Origin of the sequence: Fictibacillus enclensis (genome assembly GCF_001457035.1) — a bacterium.
Classification (GTDB): Bacteria; Bacillota; Bacilli; order Bacillales; family Fictibacillaceae; genus Fictibacillus_C; species Fictibacillus_C enclensis.
This window is the reverse complement of record NZ_KQ758623.1, coordinates 22,573-40,061: the sequence shown is the minus strand read 5'-3', so window position 1 is coordinate 40,061 and position 17,489 is coordinate 22,573. Positions and strand designations below refer to the sequence as shown.

At 44.8% G+C, this 17,489-nt stretch carries 18 protein-coding genes; all 18 read right to left on the bottom strand.

The window, feature by feature from the left end; translation table 11 throughout:
- Positions 1–4: 4 nt before the first annotated feature.
- Positions 5–268 carry a 30S ribosomal protein S17 gene (gene rpsQ, locus AS030_RS21735; RefSeq protein WP_061975687.1) on the bottom strand — a complete coding sequence of 88 codons (264 nt, stop codon included), beginning with the start codon at positions 266–268 and terminating at the stop codon, positions 5–7.
- Positions 269–289: 21 nt separating this feature from the next.
- Complete coding sequence (gene rpmC / locus AS030_RS21730) at positions 290–493, bottom strand: 50S ribosomal protein L29 (protein ID WP_061975685.1); 204 nt, start codon at positions 491–493, stop codon at positions 290–292.
- Positions 483–917: a 50S ribosomal protein L16 gene (rplP, locus tag AS030_RS21725; RefSeq protein ID WP_061975682.1), complete on the bottom strand. Its 435-nt coding sequence runs from the start codon at positions 915–917 to the stop codon at positions 483–485. The genes rpmC and rplP overlap by 11 nt, the downstream gene beginning before the upstream one ends.
- A gap of 1 nt (position 918) precedes the next feature.
- Positions 919–1,578, bottom strand: coding sequence for a 30S ribosomal protein S3 (gene rpsC, locus AS030_RS21720; RefSeq protein WP_061975680.1), 660 nt, complete (start codon positions 1,576–1,578; stop codon positions 919–921).
- A 3-nt stretch (positions 1,579–1,581) separates the two neighbouring features.
- On the bottom strand, positions 1,582–1,923 hold the full coding sequence (gene rplV, locus AS030_RS21715) for a 50S ribosomal protein L22 (protein WP_007203546.1): 342 nt from the start codon (positions 1,921–1,923) through the stop codon (positions 1,582–1,584).
- Positions 1,924–1,942: 19 nt separating this feature from the next.
- On the bottom strand, positions 1,943–2,221 hold the full coding sequence (gene rpsS / locus AS030_RS21710; protein ID WP_061975678.1) for a 30S ribosomal protein S19: 279 nt from the start codon (positions 2,219–2,221) through the stop codon (positions 1,943–1,945).
- Positions 2,222–2,278: 57 nt separating this feature from the next.
- Complete coding sequence (gene rplB / locus AS030_RS21705) at positions 2,279–3,109, bottom strand: 50S ribosomal protein L2 (protein WP_061975676.1); 831 nt, start codon at positions 3,107–3,109, stop codon at positions 2,279–2,281.
- 31 nt (positions 3,110–3,140) lie between these two features.
- Positions 3,141–3,428, bottom strand: a complete 288-nt coding sequence (rplW, locus tag AS030_RS21700) for a 50S ribosomal protein L23 (RefSeq protein ID WP_061975674.1) — start codon at positions 3,426–3,428, stop codon at positions 3,141–3,143.
- Complete coding sequence (gene rplD, locus AS030_RS21695; protein WP_061975672.1) at positions 3,428–4,051, bottom strand: 50S ribosomal protein L4; 624 nt, start codon at positions 4,049–4,051, stop codon at positions 3,428–3,430. Before rplD ends, rplW begins: the two co-directional genes overlap by 1 nt.
- Positions 4,052–4,068: 17 nt before the next feature.
- Positions 4,069–4,707 (bottom strand): 50S ribosomal protein L3, encoded by a 639-nt coding sequence (gene rplC, locus AS030_RS21690; protein ID WP_061975670.1) that lies wholly within the window; start codon positions 4,705–4,707, stop codon positions 4,069–4,071.
- 57 nt (positions 4,708–4,764) lie between these two features.
- On the bottom strand, positions 4,765–5,073 hold the full coding sequence (rpsJ, locus tag AS030_RS21685; protein WP_007203552.1) for a 30S ribosomal protein S10: 309 nt from the start codon (positions 5,071–5,073) through the stop codon (positions 4,765–4,767).
- A gap of 341 nt (positions 5,074–5,414) precedes the next feature.
- Entirely contained in the window at positions 5,415–6,605 is a 1,191-nt protein-coding gene (gene tuf, locus AS030_RS21680) for an elongation factor Tu (RefSeq protein WP_061975668.1), read from the bottom strand.
- Between the two features lie 115 nt (positions 6,606–6,720).
- On the bottom strand, positions 6,721–8,799 hold the full coding sequence (fusA, locus tag AS030_RS21675) for an elongation factor G (protein ID WP_061975666.1): 2,079 nt from the start codon (positions 8,797–8,799) through the stop codon (positions 6,721–6,723).
- A gap of 80 nt (positions 8,800–8,879) precedes the next feature.
- The gene (rpsG, locus tag AS030_RS21670; protein ID WP_061975664.1) at positions 8,880–9,350 is read right to left on the bottom strand and encodes a 30S ribosomal protein S7; all 471 of its coding nucleotides are present in this window, start codon (positions 9,348–9,350) and stop codon (positions 8,880–8,882) included.
- 43 nt (positions 9,351–9,393) lie between these two features.
- A complete protein-coding gene (gene rpsL / locus AS030_RS21665) occupies positions 9,394–9,816 on the bottom strand; it encodes a 30S ribosomal protein S12 (protein ID WP_061975662.1) in 423 nt (140 codons plus the stop codon).
- Positions 9,817–9,933: 117 nt separating this feature from the next.
- The gene (locus AS030_RS21660) at positions 9,934–10,182 is read right to left on the bottom strand and encodes a 50S ribosomal protein L7ae-like protein (protein ID WP_061975660.1); all 249 of its coding nucleotides are present in this window, start codon (positions 10,180–10,182) and stop codon (positions 9,934–9,936) included.
- A gap of 83 nt (positions 10,183–10,265) precedes the next feature.
- Positions 10,266–13,886 carry a DNA-directed RNA polymerase subunit beta' gene (rpoC, locus tag AS030_RS21655; RefSeq protein ID WP_061975658.1) on the bottom strand — a complete coding sequence of 1,207 codons (3,621 nt, stop codon included), beginning with the start codon at positions 13,884–13,886 and terminating at the stop codon, positions 10,266–10,268.
- Positions 13,887–13,916: 30 nt separating this feature from the next.
- On the bottom strand, positions 13,917–17,459 hold the full coding sequence (gene rpoB, locus AS030_RS21650; RefSeq protein WP_061975656.1) for a DNA-directed RNA polymerase subunit beta: 3,543 nt from the start codon (positions 17,457–17,459) through the stop codon (positions 13,917–13,919).
- Positions 17,460–17,489: the final 30 nt, after the last annotated feature.

Genomic DNA, 17,489 nt, shown 5'->3' with positions numbered 1-17,489 from the left:
TATATTAAATAACTACTGCTTCTTCAACCACTTCTACCAAACGGAAACGCTTGTCTTTAGAAAGCGGACGAGTTTCCATGATTCTTACCAAATCATTCACTTTTGCAGTGTTGTTTTCATCATGAGCTTTGAACTTTTTAGAGTACTTAACACGCTTGTTATATAAAGGGTGCTTTTTGTAAGTCTCTACAAGCACAGTGATTGTTTTGTCCATCTTGTCAGAAACTACACGGCCAAGATAAACTTTACGTTGATTTCGTTCACTCATTGTGCGAACCTCCTCTCAATATTAAGCGTTAGTAATCCCTAGCTCTCTTTCACGTAAAACAGTTTTTGCACGGGCAATTGCTTTACGAACTTCACGAATGCGGGCAGGGTTTTCTAATTGACCTGTAGCGAGTTGAAAACGAAGATTGAAAAGCTCTTCTTTTAGAGACTTAGCGTTTTGTTCGACTTCAGCAGTGGTCATGTTACGGATATCATTAGCCTTCATTAGTGTCACCACCCACTTCTTCGCGTTTTACAAATTTACATTTGATTGGAAGCTTGTGTGCAGCAAGACGAAGTGCTTCACGAGCTACTTCTTCAGATACACCAGCGATTTCAAACATAATTTTTCCTGGTTTTACTACAGCAACCCATCCTTCGGGTGCCCCTTTACCGGAACCCATTCGAACTTCTAGAGGCTTAGCTGTGTAAGGCTTTGACGGGAAAATTTTGATCCATACTTTACCGCCACGCTTCATATAACGAGTCATCGCGATACGAGCTGCTTCGATCTGACGGTTAGTAATCCAAGATGCTTCAATAGCTTGTAAACCATATTCGCCGAATGCTATTTCAGCGCCACCTTTTGCACGTCCGCGCATTTTTCCGCGGTGTTCACGGCGGTATTTAACACGTTTTGGCAATAACATATTATTTGCCTCCTTCCTCTTTTTTCGTTCCTCTTGTTGGAAGGACTTCCCCACGGTAGATCCAGATTTTCACACCGATTTTACCGTAAGTTGTGTCAGCTTCTGCAGTTCCATAGTCGATGTCTGCACGAAGGGTATGAAGAGGAACAGTTCCTTCACTGTAAGATTCTGAACGAGCGATATCAGCTCCACCAAGACGTCCGGAAACTTCAGTCTTGATACCTTTTGCTCCAGCACGCATAGAACGTTGGATTGATTGCTTCATTGCACGGCGGAAAGACACACGGTTTTCCAATTGACGAGCAATATTTTCGGCAACAAGCTTAGCATCAACATCCGCTTGCTTGATTTCAAAAATGTTTACGTGTACTCGCTTGCCAGTTAGTTCGTTAAGTGCTTTACGAAGTGCTTCAACTTCAGTACCACCCTTACCGATAACCATACCAGGCTTAGCAGTTTTGATCGTGATATTTACGCGGTTTGCTGCACGCTCGATTTCAACACCGGATACAGCCGCGTCTTTTAGTCGTTTTTCGATATATTTACGAATTTTAAGATCTTCGTGTAATAGATCAGCATAGTCTTTATCAGCGTACCATTTTGAATCCCAGTCACGAATAACGCCAATACGTAGTCCTATCGGATTTACTTTTTGACCCACGTCTTATCCCTCCTTCTTTTCAGAAACAACGATAGTGATGTGGCTAGTACGCTTGTTAATACGGCTTGCACGTCCCATTGCACGAGGACGGAAACGTTTTAACGTAATGCCTTCATCTACGAATGCAGATGATACCACAAGGTTGTTTGGTTCCATTTCATAGTTGTGTTCCGCGTTTGCGATAGCAGATTTTAACACCTTTTCAATCACTGGAGAAGCAGCTTTTGGTGTAAGGCGTAGAATCGCAAGTGCTTCGCCTACTTGCTTACCTCGAATCAAATCGATAACAATTCTAGCTTTACGAGGAGCAATACGCACTTGTTTAGCAACAGCTTTTGCTTGCATTTTGTGTACCTCCCCTCAATTAACGTCTTGTTTTCTTATCATCAGCGGCATGACCTTTATAAGTACGTGTTGGTGCAAATTCACCCAACTTGTGTCCGACCATGTCTTCTGTAACATAAACCGGTACATGCTTACGGCCATCATATACTGCTAATGTGTGTCCGATGAATTCCGGGAAAATTGTTGAACGGCGAGACCAAGTTTTAATAACTTTTTTGTCATTAGATTCGTTCAAGCCTTCAACTTTTTTCATTAAGTGGTCATCAACAAAAGGTCCTTTTTTCAAACTGCGACCCATACGTGAACCTCCCTTCGCGATTGCGCTACGGTTCGATTGAACCGTAGAACAAACACGTTATTTTTTACGACGACGTACGATGTACTTGTCTGTTGGATTGTTTTTCTTACGAGTCTTGTAACCAAGAGTCGGTTTGCCCCATGGTGACATTGGTGATTTACGTCCGATTGGAGCGCGTCCTTCACCACCACCGTGTGGGTGATCATTAGGGTTCATTACAGAACCACGAACTGTCGGACGGATACCCATCCAGCGAGAACGACCGGCTTTACCTACGTTAACTAGTTCATGTTCAAGGTTACCTACTTGACCGATTGTTGCACGGCAAGTTAGAAGGATCATACGAACTTCGCCAGAACCTAGACGAACAAGAGCGTACTTTTCTTCTTTACCAAGAAGCTGAGCTTCAGCACCAGCAGAACGAACCAGCTGACCGCCTTTACCAGGTTTAAGCTCGATATTGTGGATTGTAGAACCTACAGGAATGTTCGCAAGTGGAAGTGCATTCCCTACTTTAATGTCAGCCTCAGGGCCGGCCATGATTTCTTGACCAACTTTAAGTCCTTTAGGAGCAAGAATGTAACGTTTTTCACCATCAACATAGTTGATTAGCGCGATGTTAGCCGTACGGTTTGGATCATATTCGATCGTAGCAACGCGTCCTGGTATTCCATCTTTGTTACGCTTAAAGTCGATAATTCTGTATTTACGCTTGTGCCCACCGCCTTGGTGACGAACAGTAAGTTTACCTTGGTTGTTACGTCCAGCCTTTTTGCTTAGCGGAGCAAGCAATGATTTTTCCGGTTGGTCAGTTGTAATCTCAGCGAAGTCCAATTGAGTCATATTACGACGACCGTTAGTGATCGGTTTAAACTTTTTGATACCCATGTGTGTTTCCCTCCTTTACCTGTTTCTCGGTTTATACTCCCTCAAAGAAGTCTAGTTCTTTGCTTTCTGGAGTTAGTGTAATAATCGCCTTCTTACGCTTTGCAGTGTAACCAGAATGACGACCTACACGCTTGAATTTCCCTTTGGAGTTTACAGTGTTTACTGATGCAACTTTAATCCCAAAGATTTCTTCAAGAGAAGACTTGATTTGAGTCTTTGTTGCGCGAGTGTCGACTTCAAAAGTGTATTTACCATCAGCCATAATTTCAGTAGAACGCTCTGTAATTACGGGGCGCTTAATAATATCTCGTGCATCCATTATGCAAGCACCTCCTCTACTTTTTCCACAGCGTCTCTTGTCATAACAAGCTTGTCGTGGTTAAGCACATCAAGCACGTTTACACCGCTTGCTGTAACGACTGTTACACCAGGGATGTTACGAGCAGATAACGCAACAAATTCGTTGAAGTCACCTGTCACAACAAGTGCTTTGCGATCTGCGGATAGATTTGTTAGTACTTGTTTCATGTCTTTTGTCTTAGGAGCGTCAAAAGAAAGAGCTTCAAGTACGACTAGGTTATTATCGATAACCTTTGAAGAAAGTGCGGATTTAATTGCTAAACGGCGTACTTTCTTAGGTAATTTAAATGAATAGCTTCTTGGTGTTGGTCCGAAAACCACTCCACCGCCAACCCATTGTGGAGAGCGGATTGAACCTTGACGAGCACGTCCAGTTCCTTTTTGTCTCCATGGCTTGCGTCCACCACCAGCAACTTCAGAACGGTTTTTCACGTCATGGTTGCCTTGGCGTTGAGACGCTTGCTGCATAACAACAGCATCAAATAACACATTTTGGTTTGGTTCAATACCGAAAACGGAAGCATTAAGCTCTAGGTCGCCTGCTTGAGAACCATCTTGTTTGTAAATAGCTACTTTAGGCATCGATGTATCCTCCCTTCTTATTTAGCTTCTTTTGCTTTTACAGCTGCATTGATTGTAACGTAGCTTTTCTTCGCACCAGGTACGTTACCTTTGATTAGAAGCAAGTTGCGCTCAGCGTCAACTTTTACTACTTCTAGGTTTTGAACAGTAATTGTATCTCCGCCTGTACGTCCAGGTAGGTTTTTACCTTTGAATACACGGTTAGGGTCAACTGCACCCATAGAACCAGGACGACGGTGGTAACGGGAACCATGGCTCATCGGTCCGCGGGATTGTCCGTGGCGCTTGATTACACCTTGGAATCCTTTACCTTTTGATGTGCCGGTTACATCCACGATGTCACCTTCTGCGAAAATATCAACCTTGACTTCCTGACCAACCTCATATTCCGCGCCTTCTACATTGCGGAATTCTTTAACGAAGCGCTTAGGGTTTGTGTTAGCTTTAGCAGCATGCCCTTTTGCAGGCTTGTTCACACGGCTTTCTTTCTTGTCATCAAATCCTAATTGGATTGCTTCGTATCCGTCGTTTTCAGCACTTTTCTTTTGAAGAACAACGTTTGGAGTAACTTCTACCACAGTAACTGGGATAAGATCACCGTTTTCTGCAAACACTTGAGTCATTCCAACTTTTTTACCTAAGATTCCTTTGGCCATTAGTCACACCTCCTATTAAATGTTAAATGTTGTTTTTATATTGTGAATTCACACGAATTAAAGTTTGATTTCAATGTCCACGCCAGATGGAAGATCCAAACGCATTAATGAATCAACAGTTTGCGGCGTTGGCTCGATGATATCGATCAAGCGCTTATGTGTACGCATTTCGAACTGCTCACGAGAATCCTTATATTTGTGCACCGCACGAAGGATTGTGTATACAGCTTTCTCAGTTGGAAGCGGAATCGGTCCGGATACTTTTGCACCAGAACGTTTTGCTGTCTCAACAATTTTCTCAGCAGACTGATCAAGAATTCTGTGATCATACGCTTTTAATCGAATACGAATCTTTTGCTTTGCCATTATTTTCCCTCCTTTATTCGCCCATTTTGATAAACAGACATTACTCCCACGGAAATTTACCTGACAGACATCCGCCATGGCAATGGGGCCGGGTGTGTCAGCAACCTTCCGGATCATCGCAAATGAATGACCAACATTACTTATTATAGTAAAAACAGCTGCCCATTGCAAGCTATTCTTATAAATATTTTTCTCGATCGCACACTTTTACTATTATAGGGGTAAAACCGCTCAAAATCAAGGGAAAATACAAATTGAAAAAATGGTCATGTCGTGTTTCTTCTATATTATAAAAACAAAAAAAGCACCCCGGCAATCGGGATGCTTTTTTATATGAAAGACTATTCAGTGATAGTTGCTACTACTCCAGCACCTACTGTACGTCCACCTTCACGAATAGAGAACTTAGTTCCTTCTTCGATCGCGATTGGAGCGATTAGTTCAACAGTCATTTCGATGTTGTCTCCAGGCATAACCATTTCAGTTCCTTCTGGAAGTTGGATGATACCCGTTACGTCAGTTGTACGGAAGTAGAACTGAGGACGGTAGTTAGAGAAGAATGGAGTGTGACGTCCACCTTCTTCTTTTGAAAGAACGTAAACTTCAGATTTGAATTTAGTGTGAGCTTTAACAGTTCCTGGCTTAGCAAGAACTTGTCCACGCTCAACATCCTCACGGGATACCCCACGAAGAAGTGCACCGATGTTGTCACCAGCTTCAGCATAGTCAAGAAGTTTACGGAACATTTCAACACCAGTTACAGTAGTTGATTTTGGCTCTTCAGTAAGACCAAGGATCTCAACAACGTCACCGACTTTAACTTGTCCACGCTCAACACGTCCAGTAGCAACTGTACCACGGCCAGTGATTGAGAATACATCCTCAACAGGCATCATGAATGGCTTTTCAGTGTCACGTGGAGGAGTTGGGATGTACTCGTCAACTGCGTCCATAAGTTCGATGATTTTTTCTTCCCACTCAGCATCTCCTTCAAGAGCTTTAAGAGCAGAACCTTTGATTACAGGAACATCGTCTCCTGGGAAATCGTACTCGGTAAGAAGGTCACGAACTTCCATTTCAACTAGTTCAAGAAGTTCTTCGTCATCTACCATGTCACATTTGTTCAAGAATACAACTAGGTAAGGAACACCTACTTGACGAGAAAGAAGGATGTGCTCACGAGTTTGTGGCATTGGGCCGTCAGCAGCAGATACTACTAGGATCCCTCCGTCCATTTGTGCAGCACCAGTGATCATGTTTTTAACATAGTCAGCGTGTCCTGGGCAGTCAACGTGTGCATAGTGACGCTTGTCAGTTTCGTACTCAACGTGTGCAGTTGAGATTGTGATTCCACGTTCGCGCTCTTCTGGAGCACCGTCGATTTGGTCGTAAGCCATTGCAGCACCTTTACCGCTTCTTTTAGCAAGTACAGATGTGATAGCAGCTGTTAAAGTTGTTTTACCGTGGTCAACGTGACCAATTGTGCCGATATTGGCATGCGTTTTGGAACGATCAAATTTCTCTTTAGCCATGAGAAAGATTCCTCCTTATTATGTGTGAAAATTAGTTGATTTATTTATATAAACAGACAGATTGTCTGCCTATTCTAGCTTACATGAAAAGCAAGCCTGTTACAACTGTCAACCATTATTGTCCAGTTGATTTTTTGATGATTTCTTCTGAAATGGATTTTGGCACTTCTTCGTAGTGGTCAAAGTGCATGGAATAAGTTCCACGTCCTTGTGTACGAGAACGAAGAGATGTTGCATAACCAAACATTTCAGCAAGTGGTACCATCGCTTTAACCACTTGAGCGTTACCGCGAGCTTCCATACCTTCAACACGTCCGCGTCGGGAAGTTACGTCACCCATAATGTCTCCCATGTATTCTTCAGGAACAACCACTTCAACTTTCATGATTGGCTCAAGGATAGCAGGGTCACATTTTGATTTAGCGTTCTTAAGTGCCATTGAACCGGCAATCTTAAACGCCATTTCGTTGGAGTCAACGTCATGGTAAGAACCGTCAACGATTCTTGCTTTAAGATCAAGCAATGGGAATCCTGCAAGCATACCATTTTTCATTGATTCTTCAATACCAGATTGTACCGCTGGGATGTATTCACGAGGAACTACACCACCGACGATTTTGTTTTCAAATACGAATCCAGATCCTTCTTCACCTGGTTCGAACTCGATCCAAACGTGACCATATTGACCACGACCACCGGACTGACGTACGAACTTACCTTCAACCTTAGCCGCTTGGCGGATGGTTTCCCGGTAAGCAACCTGCGGAGCACCAACGTTTGCTTCAACTTTAAATTCACGCTTCATACGGTCAACAAGGATATCAAGGTGAAGTTCACCCATACCGCCGATGATCGTTTGTCCTGTTTCTTCATCAGTTTCAGTTCGGAACGTTGGATCCTCTTCAGCAAGTTTCGCAAGAGCCATACCCATTTTGTCCTGGTCAGCCTTGGATTTAGGCTCGATGGATAAGTGGATTACCGGCTCAGGGAATACCATGGATTCAAGGATAACCTGATCCTTCTCATCACAAAGAGTATCACCAGTTGTAGTATCTTTCAAACCTACAGCTGCCGCGATATCTCCAGCATATACAGTAGAGATCTCTTCACGGTGGTTTGCGTGCATTTGAAGGATACGTCCTACGCGCTCACGCTTACCTTTTGTAGAGTTCTGTACGTATGAACCTGAGTTCAATGTACCGGAATATACACGGAAGAAAGTAAGTTTACCAACGTAAGGGTCAGTCATAACTTTAAATGCCAATGCTGAGAATGGAGCTTCGTCGCTTGATAGACGAGAAACTTCTTCTTCAGAATCAGGAAGATGTCCTGTGATCGCTTCTACATCAGTAGGAGCCGGCAAGTAGTCAAGAACCGCATCCAGCATAAGCTGAACACCTTTGTTTTTGAAAGCAGAGCCACAGATTACAGGGTAAAATTCAACATTTACAGTACCCTGACGAATTGCGCCTTTGATTTCGTCGTTAGTCAACTCTTCGCCTTCTAAGTATTTCATCATCAATTCTTCATCAAGCTCAGCTACAGCTTCGATAAGCTTTCCACGGTACTCTTCTGCTTGTTCTTGATATTCAGAAGGAATTTCACCTATTGTGATATCAGTTCCAAGGTCGTTACTGTAGAATACAGCTTTCATCTCGATAAGGTCGATAATGGCTTCGAATTGATCTTCAGCACCGATTGGAAGCTGAATTGGGTGTGCGTTTGCACCAAGACGGTCATGAAGTGTCTTTACAGAGTAAAGGAAATCAGCACCAATCTTGTCCATTTTGTTTACGAAAACTACACGGGGAACCCCGTAAGTTGTTGCTTGACGCCATACAGTTTCAGTTTGTGGTTCAACCCCAGACTGTGCATCTAGTACAGCTACAGCTCCGTCTAATACACGCAATGAGCGTTCTACTTCTACTGTAAAGTCTACGTGTCCAGGAGTATCAATGATGTTGATACGGTGACCTTTCCACTGAGCAGTTGTAGCAGCGGAAGTGATTGTGATTCCGCGCTCTTGTTCCTGCTCCATCCAGTCCATTTGGGAAGCACCTTCGTGAGTTTCACCAATTTTGTGGATTCGACCTGTATAGTAAAGTACACGTTCAGTTGTTGTCGTTTTACCGGCATCGATGTGAGCCATGATCCCGATGTTACGCGTATTTTTTAAGGAGAATTCTCGTGCCATGAATTTCTCTCCTTCCTATACATAGGAAATAATTTTTTATAGTGGGATAGAGACAGCCAATAAACTGTCTCATGTGTTTTCTACCAGCGGTAGTGAGCAAACGCTTTGTTCGCTTCTGCCATTTTGTGCATATCTTCACGCTTCTTCACGGAAGCTCCAGCATTGTTAGCAGCATCCATGATTTCGTTGGCAAGACGTTCTTCCATTGTCTTTTCACCACGAAGACGAGCGTAGTTAGTCAACCAACGAAGTCCTAGAGTCGTACGGCGCTCGGGACGAACTTCAACTGGAACTTGATAGTTGGCTCCGCCCACACGGCGGGCACGAACTTCAAGAACAGGCATGATGTTTTTAAGAGCTTGTTCGAAAACTTCCATTGGCTCTGTGTTTGAGCGTTCTTTAATAATGTCAAATGCATTATAAAGAATGGTTTGTGCTACTCCTCTTTTACCGTCAATCATAATTTTGTTGATTAGACGAGTTACAAGCTTAGACTTGTAAATTGGATCAGGTAACACATCACGACGAGATACAGGTCCTTTACGAGGCATTGTGTCCCCTCCTTTCTCCTATTTATTTTTTATTTATTTCAGCTTACTTTTTAGCAGCTTTAGGACGCTTAGTTCCGTATTTGGAACGTCCTTGCATACGGTTGTTTACACCAGCAGTATCAAGCGCACCACGAACGATGTGGTAACGTACCCCCGGTAAGTCTTTTACACGTCCGCCACGAATCAACACAACGCTGTGCTCTTGAAGGTTGTGCCCGATCCCAGGGATGTAAGCAGTCACTTCAATTCCGTTAGTTAGACGTACACGAGCGTATTTACGAAGAGCCGAGTTCGGTTTCTTCGGTGTCATTGTACCAACACGAGTACATACCCCACGTTTTTGCGGAGATGAAACATTGGTTTGAGCTTTCTTGAAGCTGTTATAACCTTTGTTAAGTGCTGGGGAATCAGATTTTTTACCTTTTGACTCACGGCCATTACGAACCAATTGATTAATTGTAGGCATTTGTTTTTCCTCCCTTCTTATCCTTTTTTCTAAGACCACTGAACCAGGTGGTTCATCTTTGGACAAAAGAAAGTTTTTGCGAGAGGCCACGCAGGCGGCGTCGCAAAAACATTTAATTTATCCTTTTATCGCAACAGTTGCGGCTCCAACATCAATCCCGCAAGCTTTGCCAAGCTTTTTCATGGAATCGACTCTCGTAATCGGGACAAGTCTTTCCTGTGCAATCTGCAATACTTTACCGGTTACACGAGGGTCGGCATCGTCAGCAACGACGAGCTCTCTAACTTCCCCGTTTTGCAAAGCCTTAATGGTTTGCTTAGTTCCTACGATAAAATCAGAAGCCTGTGTCACTTTTTCATAAGACATCGTTATATCCTCCAAAGTAACATTTCTTAGGAGCACTCAGATATAATATCACTCTTGTGCTCCCAATGTCAACACTTCTCTTGTTAATCTTGAGAGACTAGCTCTGTTGCTTCTGAACCTACAGTTTCTTCGTCAGTGGAGACCGGAGAATCCATTCCAACGTTGCGGTATAGGGACATACCTGTACCTGCAGGAATCAGTTTACCAATAATTACGTTCTCTTTCAATCCGAGCAATTCATCGCGCTTACCTTTGATTGCCGCATCAGTCAGGACACGAGTTGTTTCCTGGAAGGATGCTGCTGACAAGAAGGATTCAGTTTCAAGAGATGCTTTGGTAATACCAAGCAATACAGGACGTCCTGTTGCCGGAATTCCACCTTCGAGAAGAATCTTTCTGTTTGCATCGGTAAAGGTATGAATATCAACCAACGCACCAGGCAATACATCGGTATGGCCGGCATCGATGATACGGACTTTACGAAGCATCTGGCGAACCATTACTTCCACGTGCTTGTCGCCAATTTCTACCCCTTGCATACGGTATACTTTTTGAACTTCACGCAGTAAGTATTCCTGAACACCTTCTGCTCCACGGACTTTGATCAGTTCTTTCGGGTCAATGGAACCTTCAGTCAGTACCTGACCGGCAGTTACTACATCACCTTCTGCAACTTTAATGCGGGCACCATATGGAACGGTGTAAGAACGGGTTTCGATTTCACCTTGAACAAGGATCTCACGCTTCTCTTTGGACTCGTTGATGTTAATTACGGTACCTTCAAGTTCAGAAATCAATGCCTGACCTTTCGGGTTACGTGCTTCAAACAATTCCTGGATACGCGGTAAACCTTGTGTGATATCGTCTCCTGCTACACCACCTGTATGGAAGGTACGCATGGTAAGCTGTGTTCCCGGCTCCCCGATGGATTGTGCAGCGATGATACCAACCGCTTCCCCAACTTCGACGTCAGAGCCTGTTGCCAGGTTGCGGCCGTAACATTTCTTACAAACACCGTGACGGGTATCACATGTAAATACGGAACGAAGGGTTACTTCTTGCACTCCGGCATCGACTACAGCCTGAGCGGAGTCTTCCGTAATTTGTTCGTTTTTGCTGACAAGAACTTCATTCGTTTCCGGATGGTATACGGTTCTGAAGGCTGTACGGCCAACAAGACGCTCGTATAGGTTCTCGATTACTTCGTTGCCTTCTTTGATCGCTGCCACTTTAAGTCCGCGGTCAGTTCCGCAGTCATCCTCACGGACAATAACGTCCTGTGCAACGTCTACAAGACGGCGTGTCAAGTAACCGGAGTCAGCTGTTTTCAGTGCAGTATCGGCAAGACCTTTACGTGCACCGTGTGTAGAGATAAAGTATTCGAGTACCGTCAGACCTTCACGGAAGCTGGACTTGATCGGCAACTCAATGATTTTACCAGCCGGGTTGGCCATGAGACCACGCATACCGGCAAGCTGTGTAAAGTTAGATGCGTTACCACGGGCACCAGAGTCACTCATCATGAAGATCGGGTTTCTCTTATCAAGGGTAAGCATCAGTTTTTGCTGGATTTCATCCTTCGCCTGGCTCCAGATGTTGATGACGCGCTCATATCGCTCGTCTTCTGTAATCAGACCGCGGCGGAATTGTTTCGTTACCGTAGTAACCTTTTCTTCCGCTTTTTCAAGGATACCCTGTTTCTCCGGCAATACGACGATGTCGGAAACACCAACGGTAATACCAGCTCGTGTGGAATATTTAAATCCAAGCTCTTTCATGCGGTCAAGCATCTTGGATGTTTCAGTAATCTTGAATCGTTTAAATACTTCTGCAATGATTTTCCCGAGAATTCCTTTTTTGAACGGATCTACTTCATCATGTTTAGCGATTTCTTCTTTAATATTCGCAGCTTGAGGAAGGAAGTATTTCTCTGGTGTTTCAATTTGCAGGTTGTTTGTTGTCGGCTCATTGATGTATGGGAACGACTCCGGAAGAATCTCGTTGAAGAGAAGTTTACCGACAGTTGTCATCAACATCATGTTTTGCTGGTGTTCTTTAAATGAAGGTTTGTTTAAAGTTGAAACTGGAACAGCAATACGAGTATGAAGATGGACATAACCATTTTCGTACGCCACGATTGCTTCGTTTGCATCTTTAAAGACAGATCCTTCACCAATTGCACCTGCACGCTCCATTGTAAGGTAGTAGTTACCTAATACCATATCCTGTGACGGTGTAACAACCGGTTTACCGTCTTTCGGATTTAGGATGTTTTGAGCAGCCAGCATGAGCAAACGTGCTTCAGCTTGTGCTTCAGCGGATAAAGGTACGTGAACCGCCATTTGGTCACCATCAAAGTCAGCGTTGTATGCTGTACATACGAGCGGGTGAAGACGAATCGCACGGCCTTCAACAAGCGTTGGTTCGAATGCCTGGATACCCAGTCTGTGAAGCGTAGGGGCACGGTTCAGGAGTACCGGGTGCTCTTTGATTACATCTTCAAGCACATCCCATACATCAGGCTGAACGCGCTCTACTTTGCGCTTCGCACTCTTAATATTATGAGCAAGACCTTTGGCCACGAGCTCTTTCATTACAAATGGTTTGAAAAGCTCAAGAGCCATTTCCTTAGGAAGACCACATTGGTACATCTTAAGGTGAGGACCTACTACGATTACGGATCGGCCGGAATAGTCAACACGCTTACCAAGAAGGTTTTGACGGAAACGACCTTGTTTCCCTTTAAGCATATGAGAAAGTGATTTCAATGGACGGTTACCCGGCCCTGTTACAGGACGGCCGCGGCGTCCGTTGTCGATTAGCGCATCAACCGCTTCCTGAAGCATACGTTTTTCGTTTTGTACGATGATGTTCGGCGCACCCAAGTCCAAAAGACGCTTCAAACGGTTGTTACGGTTAATCACACGGCGGTACAAGTCGTTCAAATCGGATGTGGCAAAACGTCCTCCGTCAAGCTGCACCATCGGGCGAAGCTCAGGCGGAATGACAGGAAGAACATCCAAGATCATCCAGTGTGGCTCGTTTCCTGAATGACGGAACGCTTCCAGTACTTCAAGGCGTTTAATCGCACGGGTACGGCGCTGTCCTTGCGCTGTTTTCAATTCTTCTTTCAGCTGGTCGACTTCTTTTACAAGATCAATATCTTCAAGAAGACGGCGGATCGCTTCCGCTCCCATTTGTGCAGAAAAGCCCTGACCGTATTTTTCACGGTATGACCGGTATTCTTTTTCAGAAAGCAGCTGTTTTTTCTCCAGCGGCGTTTCACCCGTATCTGTCACCACGTAAGATGCAAAGTAAATGACTTCTTCCAGTGCTCTTGGAGACATATCGAGTACAAGACCCATACGGCTTGGTATTCCTTTGAAATACCAAATGTGCGAAACAGGTGCAGCAAGCTCGATGTGACCCATACGGTCACGTCGAACTTTAGCACGAGTTACTTCTACGCCACAGCGATCACATACAACGCCTTTATAACGGACGCGTTTGTATTTTCCGCAATGACATTCCCAGTCCTTTTGGGGACCAAAAATTCGTTCACAGAACAAACCGTCTTTTTCAGGCTTTAATGTACGATAGTTGATCGTTTCTGGTTTTTTCACTTCTCCTCTTGACCAGGAACGGATCTTGTCTGGAGAAGCGAGGCCTATTTTCATATACTCAAAATTGTTTACGTCTATCAAGGAGCAAACCTCCCTTATGATATCCTGTTTTTATTCACTCACAGTGTAAGATTCAAGATTTAGATTAAGCTTTTCGCTTGCCTGATCTTCTTCATCATCAAGCTCGCGCATTTCAATTTCTGTGTCGTCTCCGGACATGATCTTAACGTCCATTCCGAGTGACTGAAGTTCTTTGATCAATACTTTGAATGATTCAGGAACTCCTGGTTCCGGAACGTTCTCGCCTTTGACGATCGCTTCGTATGTTTTCACACGGCCGACCACGTCATCGGACTTAACGGTAAGAATTTCTTGAAGTGTATAAGCGGCACCGTATGCTTCGAGTGCCCATACCTCCATCTCACCGAAACGCTGTCCACCAAACTGCGCCTTACCACCAAGCGGCTGCTGGGTAACAAGAGAGTATGGTCCGGTTGAACGGGCATGAAGTTTATCATCAACCATGTGAGCCAGTTTGATCATGTACATGACCCCGACAGACACACGGTTGTCGAATGGAACACCGGTTCTTCCGTCATAAAGAACGGTTTTACCGTCACGGGCCATTCCTGCTTCTTCAATGGTTTCCCAAACATCTTCCTCACGGGCTCCGTCAAATACTGGCGTTGCCATATGAAGGCCCAGCTGTCTTGCAGCCATTCCCAAGTGAAGTTCAAGCACTTGCCCGATGTTCATACGGGAAGGTACGCCCAGCGGGTTCAACATGATATCGATTGGTGTTCCATCTGGAAGGTACGGCATATCTTCTTCCGGCATAATGCGGGAGATAACACCTTTGTTACCGTGGCGGCCCGCCATTTTATCTCCTTCGTGGATCTTACGCTTTTGCACGATATAAGCACGCACAAGTTGATTCACACCAGGAGGCAGCTCATCGCCGTCTTCACGGTTAAATACTTTTACGTCAAGGATAATCCCGTCGCCTCCGTGAGGTACTCGAAGGGATGTATCGCGAACTTCACGTGCCTTTTCACCAAAGATGGCGTGTAGAAGACGTTCTTCAGCTGTAAGCTCGGTAACCCCTTTAGGTGTTACTTTACCTACAAGAATATCTCCGTCTTTTACTTCAGCACCAACACGGATAATACCGCGGTCATCCAGATTGCGAAGAGCCTCTTCCCCTACGTTCGGGATGTCTCTTGTAATCTCTTCAGGCCCGAGTTTTGTATCACGTGCTTCAGACTCGTACTCCTCGATGTGAATAGATGTATACACATCGTCTTTTACCAGACGCTCACTCATGATAACGGCATCCTCGTAGTTGTAGCCTTCCCATGTCATGAATCCGACAAGAACGTTACGGCCAAGCGCAAGTTCTCCTTTTTCCATGGATGGTCCGTCTGCAAGGATTTCTCCTTTTACTACGCGGTCGCCTTTAGAAACGATCGGACGCTGGTTATAGCACGTTCCCTGGTTGGAACGGATAAATTTAAGACAGTTGTAGCGGTCAAGCTGACCTTCTACTTCTTTTCCATCCACGACTTGAATTCGTCGCACCTGGACTTGTTTCGCAGTTACTTTTTCAACAATTCCCTCGTATTTACAGATAACAGCCGCACCAGAGTCTTTTGCAGAAACGTGCTCCATTCCTGTTCCGACAACCGGCGCTTCCGGAACCATCAAAGGAACCGCTTGACGCTGCATGTTCGCGCCCATCAAGGCACGGTTGGAGTCATCGTTTTCAAGGAACGGGATACAAGCTGTCGCAGCAGATACAACCTGCTTTGGGGAAACGTCCATGTAATCAATTCGATCACGGCGGACAATCGTGTTTTCACCACGGAAACGGGCAATAACGTCTTCGTTCAGGAACGAACCATCATCACCAAGAAGGGAGTTCGCCTGTGCTACTACATAGTTATCTTCCTCATCAGCTGTGAGGTAGTCGATTCGCTCTGTTACTTTACCAGTTTCAGGGTCAACGCGACGGTATGGAGTTTCAATGAAACCATACTCATTTACCTTCGCATAGCTGGATAAGGAGTTGATCAAACCAATGTTTGGTCCCTCTGGCGTCTCGATCGGACACATACGCCCATAGTGGGAATAGTGAACGTCACGAACCTCAAATCCTGCGCGCTCACGCGTAAGTCCACCTGGTCCCAATGCGGATAGACGGCGCTTATGTGTAAGTTCTGCAAGCGGGTTGGTTTGGTCCATGAATTGAGAAAGCTGAGAGCTTCCAAAGAACTCTTTGATTGCAGCAATTACCGGACGGATATTGATCAATGCCTGTGGTGTAATGGCGTTTGTATCCTGAATGGACATACGCTCACGAACCACACGCTCCATACGGGACAGACCAATACGGAACTGGTTTTGGAGCAGCTCGCCTACAGAACGCAAGCGGCGGTTTCCAAGGTGGTCAATATCATCGGTGTTGCCCACACTGTGAAGCAAGTTGAAGAAGTAATTAATAGAAGCGATAATATCAGAGACTGTAATGTTTTTAACAGACTTCTCAACGTACGCATTACCAATTACTTTAATGACGCGCTCACCGTCTGGATCGTCCGGAGCATAAATGTTAATAGACTGAAGCGGGATATCCTGATCTTCAGCTACTCCGCCTGCCGGAGTCACATGACGGAACCCAATGCCGTTTTCAAGGTACGGAAGCACCTTGTCCAGCGTACGCCGGTCCAGCAGAGTGCCTGCTTCCGCAAGAACTTCGCCTGTTTCTGGATCTGCAAGGGTTTCAGCCAGCTTTTGGTTGAATAAGCGGTTTTTGATATGAAGCTTTTTGTTGATTTTATAACGGCCCACGCTTGCAAGGTCATAACGTTTTGGATCAAAGAAGCGTGAGTCTAACAAACTCTTGGCATTATCGACTGTAGGCGGTTCGCCGGGGCGAAGGCGCTCATAGATTTCCAGGAGTGCTTTTTCCGTACCCTCTGTGTTGTCTTTATCAAGAGTGTTTCTTAAATACTCGTCTTCGCCAAGAAGGTCTATGATTTCTTGATCAGAACCAAACCCTAATGCACGAAGCAATACGGTAATAGGGATTTTCCTTGTGCGGTCAATGCGCACATAAACGATGTCCTTGGCGTCTGTTTCAAACTCAAGCCAGGCACCCCGGTTTGGTATAACAGTGGCAGTGAAACCCTTTTTACCGTTTTTATCAATCTTTTCACTGTAGTAGACACTTGGTGAACGAACAAGCTGAGAAACAATTACACGTTCAGCACCGTTGATCACAAACGTGCCTGTATCTGTCATTAACGGGAAATCTCCCATAAATACTTCTTGCTCTTTCACTTCGCCAGTCTCTTTATTAATGAGACGCACCTTTACTCGAAGCGGCGCAGCATAAGTTACATCACGCTCTTTTGATTCTTCTACAGGATATTTTGGCTCTCCTAAGCTATAGTCGATAAACTCTAGCACGAGATTTCCTGTAAAATCTTCAATTGGCGAAATGTCCTGGAACATTTCACGCAGTCCCTCATCAAGAAACCACTGATACGAAGCTGTTTGAATCTCGATTAGATTCGGTAATTCAAGCACTTCGCTAATTCTTGCGTAACTTCTTCGTTGGCGGTGGCGTCCAAACTGAACTAGTTGACCTGTCAACTGATTCACCCCTCAAATCCAGCGTTTTTT

Bases quoted from the DNA above. Each gene is read 5' to 3' on its own strand.
- rplW (WP_061975674.1), bottom strand. From the start codon at position 3,428: ATGGATGCACGAGATATTATTAAGCGCCCCGTAATTACAGAGCGTTCT.
- rplD (WP_061975672.1), bottom strand. From the start codon at position 4,051: ATGCCTAAAGTAGCTATTTACAAACAAGATGGTTCTCAAGCAGGCGAC.
- tuf (WP_061975668.1), bottom strand. From the start codon at position 6,605: ATGGCTAAAGAGAAATTTGATCGTTCCAAAACGCATGCCAATATCGGC.
- rpsJ (WP_007203552.1), bottom strand. From the start codon at position 5,073: ATGGCAAAGCAAAAGATTCGTATTCGATTAAAAGCGTATGATCACAGA.
- rpsQ (WP_061975687.1), bottom strand. From the start codon at position 268: ATGAGTGAACGAAATCAACGTAAAGTTTATCTTGGCCGTGTAGTTTCT.
- rpsS (WP_061975678.1), bottom strand. From the start codon at position 2,221: ATGGGTCGCAGTTTGAAAAAAGGACCTTTTGTTGATGACCACTTAATG.
- rplC (WP_061975670.1), bottom strand. From the start codon at position 4,707: ATGGCCAAAGGAATCTTAGGTAAAAAAGTTGGAATGACTCAAGTGTTT.
- rpsG (WP_061975664.1), bottom strand. From the start codon at position 9,350: ATGCCTCGTAAAGGACCTGTATCTCGTCGTGATGTGTTACCTGATCCA.
- AS030_RS21660 (WP_061975660.1), bottom strand. From the start codon at position 10,182: ATGTCTTATGAAAAAGTGACACAGGCTTCTGATTTTATCGTAGGAACT.
- rplP (WP_061975682.1), bottom strand. From the start codon at position 917: ATGTTATTGCCAAAACGTGTTAAATACCGCCGTGAACACCGCGGAAAA.
- fusA (WP_061975666.1), bottom strand. From the start codon at position 8,799: ATGGCACGAGAATTCTCCTTAAAAAATACGCGTAACATCGGGATCATG.
- rpsL (WP_061975662.1), bottom strand. From the start codon at position 9,816: ATGCCTACAATTAATCAATTGGTTCGTAATGGCCGTGAGTCAAAAGGT.
- rplV (WP_007203546.1), bottom strand. From the start codon at position 1,923: ATGCAAGCAAAAGCTGTTGCTAAACAAGTGCGTATTGCTCCTCGTAAA.
- rplB (WP_061975676.1), bottom strand. From the start codon at position 3,109: ATGGGTATCAAAAAGTTTAAACCGATCACTAACGGTCGTCGTAATATG.
- rpmC (WP_061975685.1), bottom strand. From the start codon at position 493: ATGAAGGCTAATGATATCCGTAACATGACCACTGCTGAAGTCGAACAA.